This is a genomic window from Clostridioides sp. ES-S-0108-01 (genome assembly GCF_020662285.1).
Taxonomy (GTDB): domain Bacteria; phylum Bacillota; class Clostridia; order Peptostreptococcales; family Peptostreptococcaceae; genus Clostridioides.
In genome coordinates this window covers 406,719-431,182 of the sequence record NZ_JADGMN010000001.1, presented here as the reverse complement: position 1 = coordinate 431,182, position 24,464 = coordinate 406,719, and the positions used below count along the sequence as shown (strand labels likewise).

General features: G+C 28.0%; 21 protein-coding genes, 1 riboswitch and 1 other annotated feature. Of the genes, 9 read left to right on the top strand and 12 right to left on the bottom strand.

Annotated elements, in window-relative coordinates; all coding sequences use genetic code 11:
* Positions 1–84: 84 nt before the first annotated feature.
* From IR152_RS01920 to IR152_RS01910, 3 genes are all read right to left on the bottom strand, one after another.
* Positions 85–2,586 (bottom strand): heavy metal translocating P-type ATPase, encoded by a 2,502-nt coding sequence (locus tag IR152_RS01920; RefSeq protein WP_227450140.1) that lies wholly within the window; start codon positions 2,584–2,586, stop codon positions 85–87.
* 290 nt (positions 2,587–2,876) lie between these two features.
* A complete protein-coding gene (locus IR152_RS01915; RefSeq protein ID WP_003424459.1) occupies positions 2,877–3,068 on the bottom strand; it encodes a hypothetical protein in 192 nt (63 codons plus the stop codon).
* A 147-nt stretch (positions 3,069–3,215) separates the two neighbouring features.
* Complete coding sequence (locus IR152_RS01910; RefSeq protein ID WP_227450139.1) at positions 3,216–3,458, bottom strand: hypothetical protein; 243 nt, start codon at positions 3,456–3,458, stop codon at positions 3,216–3,218.
* A 211-nt stretch (positions 3,459–3,669) separates the two neighbouring features.
* Between IR152_RS01910 and typA the strand changes: the two genes are divergently transcribed.
* Positions 3,670–5,493 (top strand): translational GTPase TypA, encoded by a 1,824-nt coding sequence (gene typA, locus IR152_RS01905; RefSeq protein ID WP_227450138.1) that lies wholly within the window; start codon positions 3,670–3,672, stop codon positions 5,491–5,493.
* Positions 5,494–5,582: 89 nt separating this feature from the next.
* Here typA and trxB read toward each other — a convergent pair whose 3' ends face one another.
* Positions 5,583–6,491 carry a thioredoxin-disulfide reductase gene (gene trxB / locus IR152_RS01900; protein ID WP_227450137.1) on the bottom strand — a complete coding sequence of 303 codons (909 nt, stop codon included), beginning with the start codon at positions 6,489–6,491 and terminating at the stop codon, positions 5,583–5,585.
* Between the two features lie 1,030 nt (positions 6,492–7,521).
* Positions 7,522–7,753, top strand: a binding site (T-box leader).
* A gap of 106 nt (positions 7,754–7,859) precedes the next feature.
* Between trxB and thrC the strand changes: the two genes are divergently transcribed.
* The 3 genes from thrC to IR152_RS01885 all read left to right on the top strand — a co-directional run bounded on the left by thrC (position 7,860) and on the right by IR152_RS01885 (position 11,429).
* The gene (gene thrC / locus IR152_RS01895; RefSeq protein ID WP_227450136.1) at positions 7,860–9,341 is read left to right on the top strand and encodes a threonine synthase; all 1,482 of its coding nucleotides are present in this window, start codon (positions 7,860–7,862) and stop codon (positions 9,339–9,341) included.
* Positions 9,342–9,350: 9 nt separating this feature from the next.
* Entirely contained in the window at positions 9,351–10,244 is an 894-nt protein-coding gene (gene thrB / locus IR152_RS01890; protein ID WP_227450135.1) for a homoserine kinase, read from the top strand.
* Positions 10,245–10,370: 126 nt separating this feature from the next.
* A complete protein-coding gene (locus IR152_RS01885; protein ID WP_311315420.1) occupies positions 10,371–11,429 on the top strand; it encodes a nitronate monooxygenase family protein in 1,059 nt (352 codons plus the stop codon).
* Positions 11,430–11,581: 152 nt separating this feature from the next.
* Here IR152_RS01885 and IR152_RS01880 read toward each other — a convergent pair whose 3' ends face one another.
* Complete coding sequence (locus IR152_RS01880; protein ID WP_227450134.1) at positions 11,582–12,094, bottom strand: flavin reductase family protein; 513 nt, start codon at positions 12,092–12,094, stop codon at positions 11,582–11,584.
* A gap of 521 nt (positions 12,095–12,615) precedes the next feature.
* Here IR152_RS01880 and IR152_RS01875 point away from each other — a divergent pair.
* Positions 12,616–13,551: a magnesium transporter CorA family protein gene (locus IR152_RS01875; RefSeq protein ID WP_227450133.1), complete on the top strand. Its 936-nt coding sequence runs from the start codon at positions 12,616–12,618 to the stop codon at positions 13,549–13,551.
* Positions 13,552–13,644: 93 nt separating this feature from the next.
* Here IR152_RS01875 and IR152_RS01870 read toward each other — a convergent pair whose 3' ends face one another.
* The gene (locus IR152_RS01870) at positions 13,645–15,516 is read right to left on the bottom strand and encodes a tetratricopeptide repeat protein (RefSeq protein WP_227450132.1); all 1,872 of its coding nucleotides are present in this window, start codon (positions 15,514–15,516) and stop codon (positions 13,645–13,647) included.
* Positions 15,517–15,706: 190 nt separating this feature from the next.
* Here IR152_RS01870 and IR152_RS01865 point away from each other — a divergent pair, with 190 nt between their 5' ends.
* Both IR152_RS01865 and IR152_RS01860 read left to right on the top strand, forming a co-directional pair.
* Positions 15,707–16,633, top strand: coding sequence for an AEC family transporter (locus IR152_RS01865; RefSeq protein WP_227450131.1), 927 nt, complete (start codon positions 15,707–15,709; stop codon positions 16,631–16,633).
* A gap of 138 nt (positions 16,634–16,771) precedes the next feature.
* Positions 16,772–16,918, top strand: coding sequence for a hypothetical protein (locus tag IR152_RS01860; protein ID WP_227450130.1), 147 nt, complete (start codon positions 16,772–16,774; stop codon positions 16,916–16,918).
* Positions 16,919–17,022: 104 nt separating this feature from the next.
* Here the strand turns inward: IR152_RS01860 and IR152_RS01855 are convergent, their stop codons facing one another.
* Positions 17,023–17,190 carry a hypothetical protein gene (locus tag IR152_RS01855; RefSeq protein ID WP_227450129.1) on the bottom strand — a complete coding sequence of 56 codons (168 nt, stop codon included), beginning with the start codon at positions 17,188–17,190 and terminating at the stop codon, positions 17,023–17,025.
* Positions 17,191–17,222: 32 nt separating this feature from the next.
* The gene (locus tag IR152_RS01850) at positions 17,223–17,447 is read right to left on the bottom strand and encodes a hypothetical protein (protein WP_227450128.1); all 225 of its coding nucleotides are present in this window, start codon (positions 17,445–17,447) and stop codon (positions 17,223–17,225) included.
* Between the two features lie 187 nt (positions 17,448–17,634).
* Between IR152_RS01850 and IR152_RS01845 the strand changes: the two genes are divergently transcribed.
* Complete coding sequence (locus IR152_RS01845) at positions 17,635–18,759, top strand: DUF3810 domain-containing protein (protein ID WP_227450127.1); 1,125 nt, start codon at positions 17,635–17,637, stop codon at positions 18,757–18,759.
* A gap of 212 nt (positions 18,760–18,971) precedes the next feature.
* A riboswitch (cyclic di-GMP riboswitch) is annotated at positions 18,972–19,067 on the top strand.
* A gap of 53 nt (positions 19,068–19,120) precedes the next feature.
* Positions 19,121–19,297, top strand: coding sequence for a hypothetical protein (locus tag IR152_RS01840; protein WP_227450126.1), 177 nt, complete (start codon positions 19,121–19,123; stop codon positions 19,295–19,297).
* Between the two features lie 457 nt (positions 19,298–19,754).
* Here the strand turns inward: IR152_RS01840 and IR152_RS01835 are convergent, their stop codons facing one another.
* The 4 genes from IR152_RS01835 to IR152_RS01820 all read right to left on the bottom strand — a co-directional run bounded on the left by IR152_RS01835 (position 19,755) and on the right by IR152_RS01820 (position 24,336).
* Positions 19,755–20,579, bottom strand: coding sequence for a DUF5780 domain-containing protein (locus tag IR152_RS01835; protein ID WP_227450125.1), 825 nt, complete (start codon positions 20,577–20,579; stop codon positions 19,755–19,757).
* A gap of 347 nt (positions 20,580–20,926) precedes the next feature.
* Positions 20,927–21,982 (bottom strand): flavodoxin-dependent (E)-4-hydroxy-3-methylbut-2-enyl-diphosphate synthase, encoded by a 1,056-nt coding sequence (gene ispG / locus IR152_RS01830; protein WP_227450124.1) that lies wholly within the window; start codon positions 21,980–21,982, stop codon positions 20,927–20,929.
* Between the two features lie 182 nt (positions 21,983–22,164).
* Positions 22,165–23,169: an RIP metalloprotease RseP gene (rseP, locus tag IR152_RS01825; protein ID WP_227450123.1), complete on the bottom strand. Its 1,005-nt coding sequence runs from the start codon at positions 23,167–23,169 to the stop codon at positions 22,165–22,167.
* A gap of 12 nt (positions 23,170–23,181) precedes the next feature.
* Positions 23,182–24,336, bottom strand: coding sequence for a 1-deoxy-D-xylulose-5-phosphate reductoisomerase (locus IR152_RS01820; protein WP_227450122.1), 1,155 nt, complete (start codon positions 24,334–24,336; stop codon positions 23,182–23,184).
* Between the last annotated feature and the right edge of the window lie 128 nt (positions 24,337–24,464).

The window sequence follows — 24,464 nt, the reverse complement described above, 5'->3', positions numbered from 1 at the left end:
GAAAAAAGAGCTATCTTAATTTGTAAATTAATCCTTTTAATTTAAAGATAGCTCTTTTGGATACATTTTATTTAATTTATTAATCTAATCTCTCTTATACGCCTTGAAGTTTTTAAGTCTAAGTGCATTTGAAACGACTGAAACTGAACTTAAGCTCATGGCTGCTGCTGCAATCATGGGATTTAATAGAGGTCCTCCAAATATATACAATAATCCAGCTGCTACAGGTATACCAATCGTATTATATCCAAATGCCCAAAATAGGTTTTGTTTTATATTTTTTATAGTTTCATGGCTAAGTTTAATTGACGTTGGAACATCAATTAAGTCACTCTTCATAAGTACTATATCCGCAGACTCAATAGCTACATCTGTTCCACTTCCTATTGCTATCCCTATATCTGCTTTTGCAAGGGCTGGAGCATCATTTATTCCATCTCCTACCATTGCAACAAACTTACCTTGATTTTGTAGTTTTTCAACTTCTTTTGATTTATCTTCTGGTAAAACTTCTGCCAAAACCATGTCTATACCTACTTGATTTGCTATAGCATTTGCAGTTTTTACATTATCTCCAGTTACCATTGCAACTTTTATTCCCATATCATGAAGTATTTGTATTGCTTTTTTACTGCTTTCTTTAACTACATCTGCAACTGCTATTATGCCTGATAGATTTCCATCTACAGCTATATACATAGGTGTCTTACCTTGGCTTGCCAATACATTTGATTTTTCTTCTAAATCCCCAAGCTTTATATTATTGTCATTCATAAGCTTTCTATTTCCAAGTAATATACTTTCATTATTAATAGTAACCTGTATACCAGCACCTGGTATAGCTTTAAAATTATCAACTTTCTCAAATTTTATATTCTTCTCTTCTCCATACTTAACTATTGCTTCCCCAAGAGGATGTTCTGAGCCTTTTTCTGCACTTGAAGCAATCTTAATAAGATATTCTTCTTTCACATTATTATTTAATACTATATCTGTTACTTTTGGCTTTCCTTCTGTTATAGTACCTGTTTTATCAAATATTACTGTATTTACTTTATGTGCAGATTCTAGTGCCTCTCCTCCTTTTATCAGTATTCCATTTTCTGCTCCCTTTCCAGTTCCAACCATTATGGCAGTTGGTGTTGCTAATCCTAATGCACAAGGACAAGCAATTACCAGTACTGATATAAATATAGTAAGTACAAATACTATATCTTTTCCTCCTATTAAAAACCACAATAATGATGCAACTACAGCTATTGCAATTACTATTGGTACAAAATATCCAGATACAGTATCAGCAAGTTTAGCAATAGGTGCTTTTGTACCTTGTGCATCTTCAACTAACTTTATTATTTGAGCAAGAGCAGTATCTCCACCAATTTTTTCAGCCTTAAACTTAATAACACCATTTTTATTGATACTAGCTCCTGTCACTTTGCTTCCAACATTCTTTTCTACTGGTATACTTTCACCAGTAAGCATTGATTCATCAACTGATGTATATCCTTCTATTACAACTCCATCTACTGGTATTTTAGTCCCTGGTTTTACTAATAGTATATCTCCTATCTCTACTTCTTCTATAGGAGTTTCAACTTCTTTACCATCAACTAACACTATTGCAGTTTTAGGTTGTAGTCCCATAAGCTTTTTAATTGCTTCTGATGTTTTTCCTTTTGATTTTGATTCTAAATATTTACCAAGTAAAATAAGTGCTATTATTATTCCTGCACTTTCATAATACAACTGATGATGATGCATACCTTGAATTTGTCCATTTGCTATTTGTATTGTTGTGTATAAGCTATATAAAAATGCTGCTAATGTTCCTATTGCAACTAAAGAATCCATATTGGGGCTTAAAGAAAAAAGTGCTTTGAATCCATTTATATAAAATTTATATCCAGCTATCATTACTGGTATTACTAAAATTAACTGAATCAATGCATAATTAAAAGTATTTGTCATGGGATTTATAATTTCTGGCAAAGGCCATGGCCCTATAGGCTTTATTATCATAGGTCCCATTGCTATATAAAACAAAGGTACTGCAAATACTATTGCAACTATGAATTTAACAAATAAAGACTTCATTTCTCTTTCTTTTCTCAATTTATCTTCATCCACATCAACTTTATTTCTTACCTCTTCTATTGGTTTATACCCAGCTTTTTCAATAGCTGCTTTTATTTGAGATAATTTTACTTTTGATGGGTCATAGTCTATATTAGCTTTATCTGTTGCAATATTCACACTAATACTTTCTACTCCATCTAATTTTTTTACTACTCTCTCTACAGCTTTTGCACAAGCTGCACATGTCATTCCATCAATTTTCATATCAATTTTTTTATTACTTTCTTCCTTTATTATTCCATATCCTGCTTTTTCTACAACCTGCTTTATATCATCAAAACTAACCTTAGAATTGTCATATTCTATTTTTAGTTTTTCAGTAGCTATATTTACACTTTGGTCATATACTCCATCCATTTTCTTAGTTACTCTCTCTACTGCCTTTGCACAAGCTGCACATGTCATACCTGTAATTTTATAACTCTCTACCACTTTATTTGAACTCATAATAAAATCTTCCTTTCTTTTAATATATTTTCAACTAATTTGTAACGTTTTATTTTGATATGTAATATTGATAAATTATATATTTAGAAATCTATATTTTTATTATACCCCCTATAGGTATACTTAATCAATATTTTTTTAATAAATAAATGTATTAGTTATATTTATTTGTATTTACTAAAAAAGTATACTCATAATTAAATATATACATAAAAATAGAGCATATAAATTGTTTGATACTTATACAATTTACATACTCTATTTATTATAATTTATATTTTATTTATAATTTATTCTTTACATGCTTCAAAGAATTCTGCTTCTGTTTCCTTTATTTCAAGCTCATTGTCTATTATTCCAACGGCTTCTTTTTTAAATGCTCTACACTGACCTATACAACCAGTCTTTACATTTTCTTCTCCAACCAAAGTTTTTAACTTATTTACATCCACATTTGAACAGTTTGGACATACTCTTATCATATTTAAGTTCCTCCTAATTAATGTCTAGTTAATACTTATATACCCAAATATAATCTTTATAAAAGTTTTTTTAATATAAATTATTACCATATATTCCATATTTATCCTATTATAAACATTGTACATTAATTTTATATACTATCAATATTACATGTATGGTGGTATTTGTTGTTTTCTTACTATTTCCAATTCCTTAATTTCTAAAGACTTAATCACATTTACTTTATAGTTTTCTTTAGACTTTATATATAAAACATCTTCTATCTTTTTACCTTCAATAAATTTATGAGACCACTTAAGAAGTTCGTCAAAATTACAAACTTCTTCTTTTACGAAAATATCACTTTCACTTGCAAAATATTTAATTATTATTTTGGTTACTTCCAACATATATCATCCTTTACTCTTTTATTAATATTTTCATCTATTAAGATTATTATTTGTCTAAAATTTTTTTTTAAACAGAATAAATTCTACATACAAAACTAACATTTTTGTCCAATTTAAACTACATTAATACAATTTAATATATTCCTCCTTGTACCTAATAATATATTGTGCTATAATTAATAAGTTATTTTAATCGAAGGGAGCAACAAAAATGTCACAAAAACATAAAATTATAAATATCGCAGTTATAGCCCACGTTGATGCTGGAAAATCAACATTGGTTGATGCTTTCCTTTCTCAAAGTGGTGTTTTTAGAAAGAACGAAGTAGTTAAAGACTGCGTTATGGACAGCAACGACCTTGAAAAAGAAAGAGGCATAACTATATATTCAAAAAACTGTGCAATAAACTATGAAGATTACAAAATAAATATAGTTGATACTCCAGGACACAGCGACTTTTCTTCTGAAGTTGAACGTGTCATGAAAACTGTTGACACAGTTATTTTATTAGTTGATGCTAGTGAAGGTCCAATGCCTCAAACTAGATTCGTTTTACAAAAATCTTTAGAGTTCGGTTTAAAACCAATATTATTTATAAACAAGATTGATAAAAAAGACCAGAGAGCGGAAGAAGTAGTTAATGAAGTTTTTGATTTATTTGTAGACTTAAATGCTACAGATGAGCAATGCGAATTCCCTATAATATATGGTATTGCTAAACAAGGTATTGCTAAACTTGAAATGGATGATGATAGTGAAGACCTTTCTCCTCTATTTAAAACTATTGTAAATCACGTTGAAGCTTATCCTGATTACGATAATGAACCTCTACAGTTCCAAATATCAGCTCTTGCATATGATGATTATGTAGGTAGACTTGGTATAGGTAGAATTTACAAAGGTACTCTTAAAAACAATACACAAGTTGCTATATGTAGAGAAGATTCTGTTGTATCTAAGGGAAAAGTATCAAAACTTTCTGTGTATGAAGGTTTAAAACAAGTTGAAGTTGATGAAGCTACTAGTGGAGAAATAGTTGTTATAGCTGGTATACCTGATATATCTATAGGTGAAACTATATGCGATTTAGATAGCCCATTACCTATGGAGATGATAAAAATAGAAGAGCCTACTCTTTCTATGAACTTCTTAGTAAATGACTCTCCATTCGTTGGAAAAAGCGGAAAATTCGTTACAACTAGACATTTGAAAGACAGACTTGAAAAGGAACTTGAAGTAAATGTTGGTCTTAAAGTTGAACCTCTTGATACTACTGATGGATACAAAGTTTCTGGACGTGGAGAGCTTCACTTATCTATACTACTTGAAAATATGAGACGTGAGGGTTATGAAGTTGGTGTTTCTAAACCTGAAGTTTTAATGCATAAAGAAGATGGAAAACTAATGGAACCAATAGAGAGAGTTGTCGTAAACTGTCCTGAAGTTTACTCTGGTACTATTATAAATGAATTAAACATGAGAAAAGGTATGATGGAATCTATGTCAATAGAAGGAGACTATGTAAAAATAGAATTCTTGGCACCTACTCGTGGTCTTTTAGGATATAGAAGTGAATTTATAAACGCTACTCGTGGAGAAGGTACTTTAGTTCGTTCATTTGAAAAATTTGAAGAATTCAAAGGAGAAATACCTTCAAGAGGAAATGGTGTTTTAATAGCACAAGGACCTGGTGTTACTATGGGGTATTCTCTTAATGCCTTAAGTGATAGAGCTGTAATGTTTGTAGACCCTGGTGTAGAAGTTTACGAAGGTATGATAATTGGTATGAATTCCAGAAAAGATGATATGGTAGTCAACCCTTGTAAAAACAAGAAAATGAGTAACGTACGTGCTTCTGGTTCAGATGATGCTATAAAATTATCTCCTCCTAGAATATTTACTCTTGAAGAGGCTCTAGAATTTATAGAAGATGATGAATTAGTTGAAATTACACCTGATTCTATAAGACTTAGAAAAAGATTCTTAAATGAACATGATAGATTAAGATATAACAAGTCTAGACAAGGTAAATAAAACATATATTTACCTCTAGTTAGCAAAATAGCCATATAATACTGAAAGATGATTTCAGTTTATATGGCTATTTTTATTTGAAATTTATACTATTCAACATTTATATAGTTAGCTGCTTGAACGGCTGCAATAGCTCCATCTGATGCTGCTGTTATTATTTGACGCAAAAACTTAGTTCTACTATCTCCTGCTACATATACACCTTCTATTGATGTTGTACAAGACTCATCTGAAACTATATATCCACCTTCATCCAAATCAAGAACATTTTCAAACATTTTATTATTAGGTTTAAGACCTATAGCAATAAAAATACCACTAACATCTATAGTTCTTTTTTCTTCGGTCTTTAAATTTTTTACTTCTATTTTTGATACAGTCTTTTCCCCTTCAATTTTTTCTACACTATGACTGTAAAGTATCTCAATATTCTTTCTTGCTTTCACAGATTTCTCTAATACTTCTTCACCTCTAAAACTATCTCTTCTGTGAATTAAATACACTTTTGTACAATTATTGGCTAAAAACAAAGCATCTTCTAGTGCAGTATTACCTCCACCTACTATGGCTACTTCTTTATCTTTAAAAAATGCTCCATCACATGTTGCACAGTAAGATACTCCTCTACCTGTAAATTCTTGTTCTCCTACACAACCTAATTTACGTCTTTCAACTCCATTTGCAAGAATAACAGCCTTTGCTTTATGTTCTCCTGAAGAGGTCTTTACAACCTTTACTTTTCCCTCTAAATTTATCTCTTCAACCTCATCAAACTGAATATCAACACCTTGAGCAACTGCTTGATTATATATATTATTAGAAAATTCTACCCCAGAAATCTTTTGAACTGCTGGATAATTTTCTACCTCAGATGTACTTGCAACTTGCCCTCCATAAATATTTTTTTCAAATACTGTAACGCTTAATCCTGCTCTCATAGCATAAATTGCTGAAGTTAAACCTGCTGGTCCAGCACCAATTACAATGATATCTACCATAACGTTTTACCTCTCTTTATATTATTATTTCTTATATATTATTCTCATTATTACTATACTTTACTATTATTATCCATATATACTATAAATAAAACATTATTTTTTATTAATTGACAAAAGTAATTTACTTCTCTTAACTAAGTTAAATAAACTTCAATTTGTCTATTTTTTCTATTTAGTTTTGAGTATATGAATGTATCTTTCCAAATTGGTTGATTATTATCTCCCAAAAAAACATATTATTCAAATTATCTTCTTGAATAAAACCCATTTTTTCCGATAGCTCTTAAGAATTTTAATAATCCGTTATTTAAATATTTAGGATTATTTTTTATTAGTTGACTTTATTTTACATATATATAAAAAAACTGCAAATAAAATTTAACTTTTATTTGCAGTTCTCACTTATTTATATAATTTAAAACCTTATTGGTTATCATTTACAGTGTCTTCTAATATATTGCTTTCTGATATATATGATAGAATTGAAAGTCCATACATAACCAAAACTAATGCTACTGTTATAAATACTATTCCCATATTTAATACCTCCTTTTGTTTACAGTATACTATTATTATGTGAAATATTTATGAATTTAATTTGAACATATATGTAATTTTACACTAACTATTTCTTCAAATTAAACATTATTAATTATATAATTTTATTAAGCCAATTATTATTAATAGTTTAAATATTAACACTATTTACTTATATTTATATGATATACCATAGAATTACATTTTTCAAATTAAAGTTTTGTAAACTTTTTTTGTAATATAGTGTAGTATAAAATTGTAATATTACAGATATGTAACAATTATCTTTTGATTACTTTTATTAAAAACAGCTTCATCACTACGAAATTCTAACCTTTTAAGCTTTTAAAAAAGTTAAAAAAATATTTTTCTAATACCCAATTTGATTATAATTTTTTTCCACTTTAAAAAATATTTTTTCCAAATTTTTATATTAATACTTGACTTTGTCTGTTTTATAATCTAGAATAATTAATAATATTAAGAATATTGAAAGGCATTGATTAGGAAGAGTAAATCTGAATCGGTTACCAGAGAAGGAAACTACTAGCTGAAATGTTTCCCTAACTAGAAAGGTTGAAAACTACCTAGGAGCTTCTATCTGAAGTTATCTTAATGATTTTAGTAGGAATAGACGTTTTTATTACTTGCGTTAAAGTATCAAGTGGATTTTTTAAAATCAATTTGGGTGGAACCGCGGGAAACAGATTCTCGTCCCTTTTTAGGGATGAGGGTCTTTTTTTATTATCCAAATTCAGTTTTTAAAATATTCTGTATTTAACTTAATTAGCTAATTAAAAATTTAAAATATATGGAGGGTTATAAAAAATGTATTATTCAAGTACGAGAGGCACCGAAGAAAAAGTAACTGCATCACAAGCAATAATAAAAGGAATCTCAAATGATGGTGGTCTTTATGTCCCAAGTAAATTTCCAAATGTAAAAAATGAACTTATAAATTTAGTAAATTTAACGTATTCTCAGATAGCATTTTTTGTACTTAGTAAATTTTTATGTGATTTTGCTGAAGATGAAATTAAAAATTGTATAGAAAATGCATATGACGAAAAGTTTGATTGCACTAGTATATCTCCATTAAATAAAGTAAATGATACTTATTTCTTAGAACTATACCACGGTCCAACTTTAGCGTTTAAAGATATGGCACTTACTATAATGCCTCATCTTCTTAAAACATCTATCAAGAAAGATAATTTAGAGAAAGATGTTGTGATTCTTACTGCCACATCTGGAGATACAGGAAAGGCTGCTCTTGAAGGATTTAAAGATATAGATAAAATAAAGATAATTGTATTCTTCCCAGAAGATGGTGTAAGTCCAGTACAAAAACTTCAAATGAAAACTCAAACTGGAAAAAATACATATGTAATTGGTATAAAAGGAAATTTTGATGATGCACAATCAGGTGTAAAGAAAATTTTTTCTGATAAGGAATTTAATCAAAAATTATTGGATAATAATTATATATTATCTTCAGCAAATTCAATTAATATAGGAAGGCTTCTTCCACAAATTGTATACTATTTTTATTCATATATGAAATTAGTTGATAATGGTGAGATACAGTTAAATGATAAAATAAATTTTGTTGTCCCAACTGGTAATTTTGGTAATATTCTAGCTGGATATTATGCTAAACAAATGGGTCTTCCAATAAACAAATTGATATGTGCATCAAATGATAATAATGTTCTTTATGATTTCTTTAAAACTGGTGTATATGATAAAAATAGAACATTGAAATTAACTACTTCTCCTTCTATGGATATATTAATTTCAAGTAATTTAGAACGATTACTGTTTGAAATATCAAATAGAAATGCTGATATTGTAAATAAGCTGTTATCAGACCTTAGTGATAAAGGAGTCTACAAAATAAGTGATGATATGGAAAAAAATTTAGCCTCATTCTATGGAGAATATTCAAATGAAGAAGAAGTTAAAAGCACGATAAACAATGTGTTTAAAAATTATAATTATTTGATAGATACTCATACGGCTGTTGCATACAATTGTTATGAAAAGTATAAAAAAGAAACTTCTGATAACACAAAAACTGTTATTGTAAGTACTGCAAGTCCATTCAAGTTTTCTGAAGATGTTCTAAAATCTATAGACTGTGATTTTAAAAACCTTGATGACTTTGCTATAATTGACAGATTATCAAGTATTTCTAAAATAGATATACCAAAACCTATTAAAAATCTTAAAGCTGCTGAAATACTACATAAAGATATTTGTGAAAAAGATGAATTAAAACTAGCTATAAAAAAATTCTTAAAGGTATAGGTGATTGTTATGTTAGAGATTATAGTTCCTGCAACAAGTGCTAATATAGGTCCAGGATTTGATTGTCTTGGAATTGCATTAAATATATACAATAAATTTTATGTTGAAGAAATTGAAAGTGGTCTTGAAATAGAAGGTTGTGAAGATGCTTACAAAAATGAAAATAATTTAGTTTATACATCTATGAAGTACTTTTTTGATAGAGTTAAGCCAGAAAAAATACCTAATGGTATCAAAATAAAAATCCAAAGCGATGTACCTATATGTAGAGGTCTTGGCAGTAGTGCATCTTGTATAGTAGCTGGTGTTATAGCTGCAAATGCTCTATCAAATTCTAATTTAAATAAGACTCAATTGCTAAGTATAGCTTCAGAAATAGAAGGTCACCCAGATAATGTTGCTCCTGCTATTTTAGGAAATATGATTGTATCTGTTACTGATAATGAGAATATACACTATGATATTATAAAAATTCCTAATGAACTTAAATTTTGTGCAATGATACCTAATTTTAAGCTATCAACTGAAAAAGCTAGAGGTGTTTTACCAAAGAAAATACCATATTCTGATGGTATATTCAATGTCAGTAGAGTTGCTTTACTAGTATCTGCTCTACTAAACAAAAACTTTGACCTTCTTAAAGTAGCTTGTCAAGATAAATTGCATCAAGATTATAGAGGAACTCTAATTGAAAATTACAATGATATTGTTGAAAAATCTGAACAATTAAATAGTATTGGAGTATTTTTAAGTGGAGCTGGACCTACTATAATGTCTTTAATAAAGGAAAATGATGATGCTTTTGTAGATAATATGAAGTATTATCTATCAAAATTAAAATCTGATTGGGAAATAAAAGAGTTATGTTGTGATTCTAATGGAACTGTTTTAAATATCATATAATTATCGTCCCATGTACAAAATATAACTACTCTTTTATTATAATTTGTAGTATAATAATTAGGACTAGGTAATAATATTAAGTATTATAATCTAGTTCTTTAAACATGTTTACATTGAGGAGGGATTATCATAAAAGAGTTAATAATTAGAGATTTAGTTGCAAAAGTTCCTATAATTCAAGGTGGAATGGGCGTTGGTATATCTAGATCATCACTAGCTGGTGCAGTTGCTAAGCTTGGTGGTGTTGGCGTAATTTCTGGAGTTCAAATTGGATATGACGAAGAAGATTTTGAAACTAACACTATAAATGCAAATTTAAGAGCTATAAAAAAACATATTTCTAGGGCTAAAGAAATCTCAAATGGAGGTATTATTGGTATTAATTTTATGGTAGCTATGAAAGAATATGAAACATACGTAAAAGAAGCTGTTAAAGCTGGTGTAGACCTTATAATATCTGGAGCTGGATTACCTAACAAGCTACCATCATTAGTAAAAGGAAGTAATGTAAAAATAGCACCCATAGTTTCAACTGCAAAAGCTGCTAGTGTAATTTTAAAAATGTGGGATAGAAAAGAAAAAACTACTGCTGACTTAATAGTTGTCGAAGGTCCAAAAGCTGGTGGTCACCTTGGATACTCTAATGAGGAACTTGATAACATAGATTCTATAGACTATGATAAGGAATTTGTTGAAATTTTAAAGGTTGCAAATACCTATGGAGAAAAATTTGGTATAAACATCCCAGTCGTTGCTGCTGGTGGTATAACTTCTAGTAGTGATGTTAAAAAATATATAGACATGGGTGCAGGTGGTGTACAAGTTGGTACAAGATTTGTTGCTACTTATGAATGTGATGCACATGAGAACTTTAAAATGGCATACATAAATGCTAGTGAAGAAGATGTTCACATAGTTAAAAGCCCTGTAGGTCTTCCTGGACGTGCTATAAGAAACAAATTTATAGAAGAAGTTAAGATAAATCGTCCAGAAATAAAGAAATGCTATAATTGTTTGATTCCTTGTAATCCAAAAGAAACACCTTACTGTATTTCTCAAGCTCTAATCAATGCAGTTAAAGGAGATGTTGAAAATTCACTTTTATTTTGTGGAAATGATGCCTATAAAATTGATAAATTAAGTACTGTTAAAGATGTTATCAATGAATTAATTTCTGAATTATAATTTAAAGAATGGTAAATTAAAATTTTATCAAGCTAAGGAGTTTAAATACGTTATTTATTAATCTTTATTAACATATTTACTTCCTTAGCTTTTTTGTGTCAACCTCTTTTTATAGATGTTTTATTTAATTAAATGTAATATTAATCTTCTATCTAATCTTCTTTTACAAGTACATTGGTTATTTCAGCTATATATAAAGTATGGTAATCCTTTTGTGGGTACCATCTTCCATCTATGCCCTCAGCAATAAAACATTTAGGTTCAAGTTTCTGACTATACATTTTTTTGCATATAATAGCCATCTTAGCTTCTTTAAAATAAGGTGTATTATTTAAGTGTTCTATATTAAATCCAATCTGTGATACCTTATCCTCTTCTCTACCAGATACTTTCCCACAATATGAAAGCTCTTTGCGGAAATCTTCATCAAAAAAAGTCAAAGAAAATTTATCTGTATTATCTATAAATTCCTTAGTATAACGCTGTGGTCTTATTACTACAAAAACAACATCTTTTCCCCACATAACTCCAAGCCCTCCCCAGCTAGCAGTCATTGTATTTACTTTTCCTTCATTTTCTGCAGTTATAAGTGTCCAATCTTTACCTATTAATCCAAATGGATTATTCTTAATCTCTTCTGCAAAAATCTCTTTAAAATCACTCATATCTCTGATAACCTCTCATTCTCTTATATTTATGCCCTTTTATTTTCGTTATAAATTATAAATGAAATTCAGTTTTGAAAATAAAATGCACTTTTTTAAATATATTATTACAAATAAGTAAATACATAGATACATCCTTATTTTTTTAATATATTTACTAATTTCACTCATAATATATATATTCTTTATTTAAATTAAATATAACTTGTATATTTTATATGCAAATTATGGCAAAAATATTATTTAATCAAATCAAAACTTGATTTATATACTTGGAAAAGGTATTATATTAAAGAGCGCTTAAAATACGAATTGCGTAAATAGGTATATATAAAATAATGAATAAGGAGAGTGATGGGCAATGGATACTAGTCCGTTGCGGAGAGAATTTTTTACATTTTCATCACTTAATAATATCTAAAATTAAAACTAATACATATATTCAGTTATATAAATTAGTTAATTAATAGATACTATTAAATGATGAGATTTATATAAAACTGAATAAAGGATGTGTTGCCATGATAAGATATTACAAAACTATAGATTCAAAATTGGAGAAACTTAGTTTTTTTGAAGATGGCTGTTGGATAAATCTTGTTGAACCTAATCATAGTGAAATCAACGAAATTTCTAATTTATTAAATATAGATGTAGAAAGCATAGAATCTGCACTAGATGAAGAAGAACGCTCAAGAATAGATGTTGAAGACAATCATACTCTTATACTTATAGATATACCAGTAGACGAAAGTGACTCTAATTCTTCTCATTATACTACAATACCCTTAGGTATTATACTAACTAAAGAAGCTATTGTAACAGTTTGCGATGCACAAACTAAGATTTTAAACGACTTTATAGTTGGTCATATTAAAGATTTTTTTACATTTAAAAAGACTCGCTTTTTGCTTCAAATTCTTCACAAAAATGCAGCTTATTACTTGCATTACTTAAGAAAAATAAATAAAATGACAATCATAATAGAGCGAGAAATTTACAAATCAATGAAAAACAAAGAATTGGTTCAATTATTGGAATTAGAAAAGTCTTTGGTATACTTCTCTACATCACTAAAAGCTAATGAACTTGTTTTAAACAAAATGGTTAGAACTGCTGGTATTAAGAAATATCCAGATGATGAAGACCTATTAGAAGATGTTATAGTCGAAAATAGACAAGCTCTTGATATGGCTAAAATATATGGAGATATATTGAGTAGAATTATGGATGCTTTCAGCGCAATTATAAGTAATAATCAGAATAATGTTATGCAAATTTTAACAGTAGTCACACTAATTTTCTCAATACCTACAATAATATCAGGATTCTTTGGTATGAATGTTATCAACATGCCATTTTCTAATAACCCAAATGGATTTTGGATAATACTTCTTATTACCTCTATAATATGTATAGTGATTACATTTTTCATGTCAAGAAACAAGTTATTATAAAAGATTAATAAAAGAAGCCATTAGAATTAATTGATTTTCATTTATTCTAATGGCTTTTATATATTTAAATTTATATAATCTTACAATGCTTTCTTAGTTATCATATTCTTCATCTATAATCATTTCAGTTTCAAGTCCTTCTAACATTGAATCTAAACTTTCTTTTATATTTAGTATATAAATTGGTACATACTCTTCTTCATCTATTTCCTCTTCTTGTAATTTAAATGGAGGAATTAATACTTCATCGAAGTCTATATTTAAATTAGGAAAACCTTCTACTATCTCTCCACAATTATCGTATTCTTCATTTGCTAAAGAAGTATACATATCTAGACTTTTTTTATAATAAAGACCCGCAAGCATATACTCACACTTCTTACTTCCATATTTAATACCTTCTTTATAATATTTCTCAGCTTCTACGTCATCATTTAACTTTAAATAAATTTGCCCTAAATTATATATCGATTCAACACAACCTTGTGACCTAGCTTTTTCATACCAAAATTTAGAATTTACATAATCTTTATAGAAGATATCATAAATTAATCCTACCATATGTTGGGCATACACATTATTCTCATTAGCAGGTGTATCAAACATCATTTTAGACTCTTCCAACTTACCTTCTCTAAAATAAATTCTACCTAGATGTATACGAGCATTCATATGACTTTTGCTACTTGCCATTTCAAAATACTTTCTAGCATTTTTTGTATTTCCTAGATTTTCATATATACACCCCAATCTATAGCTAGACCTAGTATCTCCATTTTCAGATGCTTTCTTATACCAACTTATAGCTTCCTCGATATTATTTAAATCTTCATAAATATTTCCTAATTTTATTTGACAAGATACGTTATTTGGAATTCTAGAATAATACGAAATCGCTTTTTCTATATCTTGATTTTTATAATATAAATCTCCAAGATTTTCAAGAGAACTTTTACATCCAACAGCTATGGCATCTTCATAATATTTAATAGCATTTTCGTAGTCTTTTTCTTCAAAATATATACCAGCTAGATTATTTTTTGCCTCTGTTATATCATCTTCTGCTGCCATTTTATAATAAGTTTTTGCTTTTTCTATCTCATTTTCCCTATTATATAAATTAGCAAGTCTATATTTAGAAAGTGTATGATTTTTTTGTATTGCTTTCTCATAATAATAGATTGCATCTCCTAATTCTTCTTTTCTATCATATACATATGCAAGTCTATACTCAGACTTTACATCATCTCTATCGGCACTCTTTTTATAATACTTTTCTGCTTCTTCTAAATTATCATTTATTTCCATAATCATACCCAAGTTAAAGCAACCTTTCATATGACCTGACTTATACAATTGTTTATATAAACTTACTGTTGATTTATTATCTTTCTTTTTTCCATTTAATATTGCTAAATTATATTTTGCATCATCGTCTAAAAGCACAGAACCTTTTTTATAATATTCGTATGCTTCATCATCCTTCTCCAAAAAAGTGTATAATACTCCTAAATTAAAACAAGCTTTACCTAAATTATTGTCTGCTGCTGCTTTTAACCATTTTTCACATCTTATAAAATCTTTCATTTTAAAATGACATACACCTAAATTGTTTTGTGCTTGTAAATAACCTAAATTTGCTATCTTTTCATACCAATATATAGCATACTCATAACCATCTAATTTATAATACATATTGCCTAAATCAAAAGCAGCGTCCTCACTTCCACTTTTATATGCCATTGAATACCACTTTTCTGCTTCTTTAAATTGTTTTTTACTTTCATATATATTTCCCAAAGTATATTGAGATTTCACATAATTATCTAATGCAGCACTCTTGTACAATTCTATTGCACTTTCTGTCTTACCCATCTTTTCAAGAAGGGCACCTTTAGTATGTACGACTTTCGGGTCATTAGATATATTTTTTATTTTTTTTATAGAAAATTTTGTATTTTTCATTATTCGCTACCTACCCATTTTATAAAATATATTCTCTCAAACATTATTATACATTATAATCTATAATTAATGCTATAATATTGAATTTTTACCTTTTGTCACTATATTGTAACATTAAATTTTAAATTTTATAATCATTAGATTTTATTATGCAATTGGTATATAATGTATATATAGGGGGGGACATTTTATGAATTTCAGCAATATTTTTATTCAAGTTTCAGTTTTATTTATAATTATTTTAGTCGGATATTTTGTCAGAAAATTCAACTTATTAGATGAGCACTGTACATCTAAACTTTCAACTTTGACAATGACAGTTTTTTTACCATCAATGATAATTAGTTCAATGCAAATTAACTTTGATAATAAGATGATACAAAAAATACTATTGTTATTATTTACATCTTTGATTATGTATATAGTTTCAATTGTAATTGCATTTTTATTAAAATACATTTTAAAATGTAATGATAAAAAAGATTTGGGAATATATCAGTATATAGTTGTCTTTTCAAATGTTGCCTTTATGGGTTATCCTGTAATTGAGGCAGTTCTGGGTCATGAAGCTATATTCTATACTGCAATATTCAATTTACCTTTTAATTTATTTTCTTTTACTTTAGGAATTTACCTTTTATCTAAAGGTAGCACAAATAAAGGTTTTTCAATAAAATCACTTATAAGCCCTGCTACAATAGCTATTGTTATTGGACTTTTTTTATTTGTGACAGGACTTAGGTTACCCCAATTTATAAATGAACCACTTAAGATGTTGGGAAATATAACTACACCAATATCCATGATTATCATTGGAAGCTTACTTGCTAATTCTTCAGCTCTCGATTGCTTTGTAAACAAAAAGTTATATATAGTTACTTTTATAAGATTATTGATACTTCCCGTAATTGTATATTTTATTCTAAAAGGATGGATAGATGATAAGATGATTTTAGCTATACCAGTAGTAATTTCTTCCATGCCTGCTGCTGCAAATACTGCTATAATGGCTAATCAATATGACTCTAATATAACACTGGCTTCACAATGTGTGTTTTTTACAACACTATTTTCAGTTATATCTATACCTTTTATAAGTATTTTATTATTAGCTTGATTTATTTTTTTATGTATTATATAATAACATATTCAATAAATTACAAATATAAACATTTTATTGTAGTATATTGATGGAATTTTTTCCTAGATATTTGTCAATAATATCTATATGTATTATAGAATAGGAGGCTTAAATATGGATATAGATTTACTCTTTAAAATAGTATTTGCTATAGTTGCTATAGGTGTTTCTGTAAAAATTATCAAAACTGTTGCTAGTTTAGCTTTTAAAATAGCTTTGATATTGCTAATAATTTTATTTGTATATAGAATGTTTTTTTAAACATTTAAAAATAAGTTTTTTAATACAATAGAGAAGTAAAATAGAATATCTTTAATGAAAACTATTTATTAAAGATATTCTATTCTACTTCTCTATTAGCTTCTTTAGATTAAATTTTTATTATATCTTCCTATAGTATAAACATCTTCAAATTTTCCATCTCTGATTACAACATATTTTTTAATGCCCTCTATTTCAAAGTCTAACTTTTTGTATAAGTTCAATCCTTTTTCATTGTCCACAATTACTTCTAATCCTACTCTATCTAACATAATCTTTATTTTTACTTAAAACTTTACAAGCTTTATTTTATACTGTTTAAATCTATGTATGCTTCTATTTGAGGCACATATATCATGTTATCTTTTATATGTGTACTTCCAAATTCTTTTAACTCTGTACCTTCTTTATCCTTAGTTATTTTGTATCTAATTGACTCATCTTCTTCAGTTACTTCCGCATGAAAAAACATCCCTTCATATTGTTTAAACCTAAAATTGAAATTGTCTTTAGTAAGTTTTATTATCATATTTTTATCTACTCCTTATATAATTAATATTTTCTATTATTAGCTATATATATATTCATATTAATATATTATAACTTATCATTTATTTAGTATAAAGTTATAAATGGATATATTTATACTTATTTTGCAATCTATCTTCAATTGATATATAATATGTTTATATAAACTAGTGTATACGAGGTGAAACATGAGCAAAAAAACAAAATATTTTTCTTTAATTCTTTTTCCTCTTGCTTTGCTTTTAAATTTTATAGCCAGCAAAGTTCCAAATATTATTGAAAAATATTACTCTCAATTTATAGATAAAATAATTGTACAAATATTGAGTAAAGTCTCAGGAATTTTTCCATTTTCTCTCTATGAAATTACAATTTATATAATAGTTATATCTATCTTCTTATTTTTATGTTCTACTTTATCTACAATTCTTAATGAGAACAAAAAATTAAATACATTTCTAAAGAATTCTATTTTAAATATATTATCTATTGTATCAATAGTCTACTTTCTTTTTGTAGTGCTTTGGGGAATAAACTATAATAGGATTCCACTTGAAAACACACTTATAAATAAATATAACTTAGAAAACAATACTTCTATCCAATCAAAACAACATAGTGTTAAAGAACTTGCTAAATTATATAAATTCCTTGTAACTAAAGCAAATGAAACTAGAAAACTCACATTACAAGATAAAAATGGCATTGTAAAATCTAATACAGATTACAAGGGTGTCATAAATAGAGCCCAACTAGGATATGATAATGTCTTTGATATATTACCTAGTGTTAGTGGCAGTTATTCTAAGCCTAAGTATATTATTTCATCAAATCTCATGTGCTATACAGGAATAACTGGCATATACTTTCCTTTTACAGGTGAGGCAAATGTAAATGTAGCAATACCTGATTTGTATATTCCTTGTACAGTTGAGCATGAAATGGCACATCAAAGGGGATTTGCTAGTGAAGATGAGGCTAATTTTATAGCGTATCTTACTTCTATAAAACATCCTGATATTGATTTTAACTATTCTGGTTATATTTTAGCTCTAAATCATACTGCTTCTGCTTTAAGTAAGGTTGATTATAATGCCTATGTTGCTATTTCTACTGGTATTTCAGATTCTGTCCGTAGAGATTTAAAAAATGAAAGTGAATTTTGGCAAAAATATGAAGGTAAAATTGATGAAATTTCTAATGAGTTTAACAACTCTTACTTAAAAGCTAATGGTGTTGCTGAAGGTACTCAGAGTTATAGTAAAATGGTTGATTTATTGCTAACTTATTATGAATTATATCCATATAACTAAGTGATACAATTCAAGACTCTATTTATATACAGTTGGTATTAAATCAGCTATTTTTTATTTAAATAAATTATTTAGCCCCAATCAATCTCATATAATTTGAAAGTACATTTATTTTTTCTGCAAAATCAAATTCATATTCCTAAACTTATTTAATTTTCAAATAAGTGTGTTGAATAATAATTCATTCTATTGTATTATGTAAGTGTAGAATAAAACTAAATCGGCAAAACTAGAGAAATTTAGTGACGCAAAGCTATAGGGACTAAGGCTTATAAGATTCTTATAAGTTATGTTAGCCAGTTGCCAAAAGGATATTTTCTTTTTGTTTTTTATGTAAGTTTTTTAGGGGGATAAATGATATATGTTTGGAGATAAAATGGATAGATGTACACATATACTAACTGCTTATATTGGTAGTTCGTATGATTATTGCAGTTTTATAGATACACAATTGGATGATTTTATACTAGAGTATGGAGAAAGTATAGTAGAAAAATGCTTACATCAAGTAATGGTCTTGGTAAGTAAATATAATTAGATAGATTTTATTTTCTAGAAAACCCTTTTTAGTTTTATCTACTTTTATCAAATTATTCTTTTATCAAAATTAAATAATACTAATCTTTCTTATACTATCTGTATAACATTTTCACCTTTAACTATTCTATTGCAAACATTTCTATTATCTTTTTTAATAAATATCTTAACTAAGATTTTTAAAACGCAAAACTATCACATTATTTCACTATCTATGTAAAAAACTAAAAATGTATATATAAAATTACATAACTAAAAATCCTAAATTTATAGAAAGTATATATTCAAAATAAAAAAGCATGTATCAAAACATGACACATGCCTATAATCTTCTGCATATAAGCCCTTTTGTCACAATAAAAATGTCTTTGTAACACTGGCATTTTCAAACAAAGCAGTTTATATTTAGCTAGATTAACATTAGTTAAATTCATACTTAATTTTACTATCATTAAATATTACTTATAGTAATTTTCTAATACGCTAGTAGCCACTGCTTTCCCTTGAAAGCTTTTCAACCAATTCTCGTATGCTGAATTTTTCCATACACTACCATCGCTAAATGTTACTTGTTTTACACAGGATATGATGTACTTTACATCATGCTCTCCAGTTGATTGTTTCCATTTATCAAACAATAGAGAAGCATCATTTTGATTCTTACCTGGAACTATTGCATTTTTCTTTGCATATTCTTTCTCCATTTGCTGCCATTCTTTCAACCATTTTTCTACCCACGCCTTACCTTGTTGTTTTTCAAACATATTTATTATGTCCTTTGGTGGTTGTTGTTGCATTTTTCTATAAGTATGTGAGTATGATTTTGGAGACACAGGAGATATACCTGCAACAATGCCATAGTCTACACCATCTGGGCTAAATCCAACACTTCCTACTTCACCGTTTGTTGCTACATTTCGAGCATCCCAGTATAGCTCAAGTGGTTTTCCATTTTTATCATATGCTAAACATGTAATTTCATAATCCATAATCGCCTTTTTACTGATATTTGTTAAGTTTATAACATTGCTAGGCCAATGATACGGAGTATCATCATACTGTATCTTGCTATTATTTATAAATAATGGAATATTTTCATTATAAACAAGACCTTTACTATTTGAAACATCTGAGATTTTATTTGTGACAGTACTTTCTGTGCTTGCTAAGTATACACTTGTTCTTTCTGAATTGGTTGTATTAAGAGAAAATGTTGTTGTCGTTCCAGTAATCAATAAGGCAACAACTAAAATAGGTAAACTAGACATTTTTTTATATCTCACAGTTCTTCACCCCTTCTTCTATTTAATTTCTAATAAAACAATTTCCCAAAAACATTAATATCTATGTTAACATAATCTACCAATAATTCTAGTAACTATATCTTATCATAGTTGCAATCAAATTTCAATACTATTGATGTAAACTTTCATTATATTAAATATTTCTTTAATTTTTATAACTCAAAACTAAAATTTAAATCATACATGTATCATTAAATCAGAATGTAGATTTATTAAATTTAGTGAACTTTATAAAATTAAAAATGACCAGATGATTAAATACTATAGATAAAACCTAGTCTAAAAGTATTTAAAAATCTAGTCAATTAATATATCTCGATTGTATACTATAACTTTTCAATCTCTTCTAGCAACTCATCAACTAATTTGTCACCATCAATCATTCTTACTATTTCACCTTTTTTAAATAAAAGACCTTCACCTTTACCACCAGCAATACCTATGTCTGCTTCTCTAGCCTCACCAGGTCCGTTTACAGCACAGCCCATAATTGCAACAGTGATATCTTTTTCCATACTACCAATCTTTTCTTCAACCGCATTTACAACACTAATTAAATCTATATTACATCTACCGCATGTAGGGCATGATATAACCTTAATTTTATCATTCAAAAGCCCCAAACTTCTTAAAATCTGTTTGCCAACAAAAACCTCTTCAACAGGGTCACCTGTTAAAGATATTCTAACAGTATCTCCAATTCCTTTAAGAAGAAGTGCCCCTACTCCTATAGAAGACTTTATTGTCCCTTTATGGATACTTCCAGATTCTGTAATCCCAACATGAAGAGGATAATCAACTTTTTTTGATATTAATTCATATGCATCAACAGTTTTATAAATATCAGATGATTTTAGAGATATAACTATATTATGAAAATCTAAATCTTCAAGAATCTTAATATGTCCCATTGCACTTTCAACTAATGCTTCAGCAGTTGCAGAACCATACTTTTTTAAGAGTTCTTTTTCTAAAGAACCACCATTAACTCCAATTCTAATTTTTAAATTTCTTTCCTTACATTTCTCAACTACCATCTTAACTTTTTCTATACTTCCGATATTACCAGGATTTATCCTAATACCATCCACACCTTGTTCTATAGCTTCAAGAGCTAACTTATAGTCAAAATGTATATCGGCAATAATTGGTATATTTATACTAGACTTTATCTTTCTTATATTTTTAGCAGCTTTAATATCAGGAACAGCAATTCTAACTATATCACAACCAGCTTCCTCTAGTCTCTTTATTTGAGCTATTGTGGCATCTACATCTCTTGTATCAGTGTTTGTCATAGATTGTATACTTATAGGATTTTCTCCTCCTATTTTTACATTGCCCACACTTACTTCTCTAGTCTTTCTTCTCTCGTAACTCATATTCCACCTCTATATATTATTTTATATTAAATCTATTAAAATATTAAAACATTATAATCTACATGTATATTATAAATTAAAAAGCTATATAGTTAAATAAGAATAAATTTCATACATTAAAATTAATTTATTCTCATTTAAAACTACATAGCCCCTTTTCTTAAACTCTCTAAAAAACTAAATTACTGAAACAATCTTAATATATCTTTATATGTGATAAAAAGCATAAATAGCATTAAGGCTCCAAAACCAACAACATTTATCATACCTTCTTTATTTGGGTCGAGTTTTTTACCACCTCTAATAGCTTCTAATAATAACATAAGTATTCTCCATCCATCAAGTGCTGGTATTGGCAATAGATTTACTATACCTAGGTTTAAACTTATGACAGCAGCTAAATATACTACATTTATAATGCCCGTACGAGCTGCATCTGATACCATACCAATAACACCTACTGGACCTGCTACGGCATTTCCAATTCCTCCTGGGACACGACCTGTAATCATTTGACCTAAGAATGTCAGCATCTGTTTTGTCATATCTACAGTAGTTTTACAAGCATTTACTATTGAACCAAAAAAATCTTTTTCTCTTTGTGGTTGAATTCCTATTTCATACTTTCCATTGTTATTTTTAGGTGTTACATTTACAACTTTATCACTTCCGTCTCTAGTTATACTAAGTTTTAATTCTCCACCAGAAGAAGTGTTTATTATATTTGCAACTTCATCCCAAGTCTTAACAGAATTACCATTAATTTTATTTATCTTATCTCCTACTTGAAGTCCTACCGCCTGTGCAGGAGTATCTGGCATTATCTTTCCTAATTTAGTTGTTGGAGAACCTATATACAAAAATACTGGTACCAAAAGTATTGCTGCTAATATTATATTAAATATTGGTCCTGCTACAATGGTACTAAATCTTTGTAATATAGATTTATTTCCAAAAGAATTTGGACTTATTTGTTCTTCATCTTCACCTTCCATACTGACATATCCACCAATCGGTAGAGCCCTTATAGAATACTCAGTATCTTTTTTTACACTATATATCTTAGGTCCCATACCTATAGAAAACTCATTTACTTTTATACCACTTCTTTTTGCAAATATAAAATGTCCTAACTCATGTATTAATACAATTATACTAAATAGTATTAATGCAGCTATTATAGTCATAAATTCACCTTCCTATTTTTTTATCAGATTTGCAACATAAGCTCTACTCCATCTATCTGTTTCTAAAATTTCCTCTAATGTTGGTTTACTTATGCTACTATGAACTTCTAAAGTCTTCTCTATGTAATATGGTATGTCATAGAAACCAATTTTATCCTCTAAAAATTCACTTACTAAAACTTCATTTGCTGAATTTAAAACAGAAGAATAAGTTCCTCCCATTTTTAAACACTCATAAGCCAATTTTAAACATGGAAAAGTTTCCAAATCTGGTTCTTCAAAAGTTAAAGTACTAAATTTTGAAAAATTCATTCTTTCAAAGCTACTTTCCATTCTATCTGGATATGTAAGAGCATACTGTATTGGCAGTCTCATATCTGGACATCCTAATTGTGCTATTATTGAGCTATCTGTATACTGTATCATTGAATGGATTATACTTTGTGGATGAACTACTACATCTATATTTTCTTGTCCTACTCCAAACAGCCACTTAGCTTCTATAACCTCAAGACCTTTATTCATAAGTGTTGAAGAATCTATACTTATCTTTCTTCCCATACTCCAATTTGGATGCTTTAAAGCTTCATTTTTAGTTATATTTATAAGCTCATTTTTTTTCTTTCCTCGAAAAGGACCACCAGATGCTGTAAGTATTATCTTTTCTATGTTTTTTTTATTTTCTCCATTTAGACATTGAAATATAGCACTATGTTCACTATCAACAGGGAGAATATTTACATTATATTTTTCTGCCTCTCTCATTACAAGTTCTCCAGCAGTTACTAACGTTTCTTTATTCGCTAATGCTATGTCTATTCCCTTCCTTATAGCACAAAGAGTTGGAACTAACCCTATCATTCCCACAACAGCGGTTAAAAGTACATCAACTTCATCAAGTGATGATATTATTTTTAATCCTTCCATACCTGTTAAAACTTCTATTTCTATATTTTTTGACAAAATTTCTTTTAATTTTAATGCTTTGTCTTCCTCAAAAACTGTTACATATTTAGGTTTAAACTCTACTATTTGTTCTAGTAATAACTCAATATTACTATTAGCTGATATTGCTACTATCTCAAACTTATCGCTATTTTCTCTAACTACATCCAAAGTTTGTTTACCTATAGAGCCTGTAGAACCTAAAATTGATATCTTTTTCATATAATAATCCTTTCTAATAATAAATATACCCCATCAGAACATTATAACACTACTAAAACAATTATTTTTACTATTCATATAAATTTCATATAGTATTCTATAAACAAAAACCAATCTATGGTTTCTGT

Coding starts and splice junctions, on each gene's coding strand:
- IR152_RS01855 (WP_227450129.1), bottom strand. CDS start 17,190: ATGTTAGATAGAGTAGGATTAGAAGTAATTGTGGACAATGAAAAAGGA.
- thrB (WP_227450135.1), top strand. CDS start 9,351: ATGTTAGAGATTATAGTTCCTGCAACAAGTGCTAATATAGGTCCAGGA.
- thrC (WP_227450136.1), top strand. CDS start 7,860: ATGTATTATTCAAGTACGAGAGGCACCGAAGAAAAAGTAACTGCATCA.
- IR152_RS01875 (WP_227450133.1), top strand. CDS start 12,616: ATGATAAGATATTACAAAACTATAGATTCAAAATTGGAGAAACTTAGT.
- IR152_RS01915 (WP_003424459.1), bottom strand. CDS start 3,068: ATGATAAGAGTATGTCCAAACTGTTCAAATGTGGATGTAAATAAGTTA.
- IR152_RS01880 (WP_227450134.1), bottom strand. CDS start 12,094: ATGAGTGATTTTAAAGAGATTTTTGCAGAAGAGATTAAGAATAATCCA.
- typA (WP_227450138.1), top strand. CDS start 3,670: ATGTCACAAAAACATAAAATTATAAATATCGCAGTTATAGCCCACGTT.
- IR152_RS01860 (WP_227450130.1), top strand. CDS start 16,772: ATGGATATAGATTTACTCTTTAAAATAGTATTTGCTATAGTTGCTATA.
- IR152_RS01845 (WP_227450127.1), top strand. CDS start 17,635: ATGAGCAAAAAAACAAAATATTTTTCTTTAATTCTTTTTCCTCTTGCT.
- rseP (WP_227450123.1), bottom strand. CDS start 23,169: ATGACTATAATAGCTGCATTAATACTATTTAGTATAATTGTATTAATA.
- trxB (WP_227450137.1), bottom strand. CDS start 6,491: ATGGTAGATATCATTGTAATTGGTGCTGGACCAGCAGGTTTAACTTCA.
- IR152_RS01920 (WP_227450140.1), bottom strand. CDS start 2,586: ATGAGTTCAAATAAAGTGGTAGAGAGTTATAAAATTACAGGTATGACA.
- IR152_RS01870 (WP_227450132.1), bottom strand. CDS start 15,516: ATGAAAAATACAAAATTTTCTATAAAAAAAATAAAAAATATATCTAAT.
- ispG (WP_227450124.1), bottom strand. CDS start 21,982: ATGAGTTACGAGAGAAGAAAGACTAGAGAAGTAAGTGTGGGCAATGTA.
- IR152_RS01910 (WP_227450139.1), bottom strand. CDS start 3,458: ATGTTGGAAGTAACCAAAATAATAATTAAATATTTTGCAAGTGAAAGT.
- IR152_RS01865 (WP_227450131.1), top strand. CDS start 15,707: ATGAATTTCAGCAATATTTTTATTCAAGTTTCAGTTTTATTTATAATT.
- IR152_RS01820 (WP_227450122.1), bottom strand. CDS start 24,336: ATGAAAAAGATATCAATTTTAGGTTCTACAGGCTCTATAGGTAAACAA.
- IR152_RS01840 (WP_227450126.1), top strand. CDS start 19,121: ATGTTTGGAGATAAAATGGATAGATGTACACATATACTAACTGCTTAT.
- IR152_RS01850 (WP_227450128.1), bottom strand. CDS start 17,447: ATGATAATAAAACTTACTAAAGACAATTTCAATTTTAGGTTTAAACAA.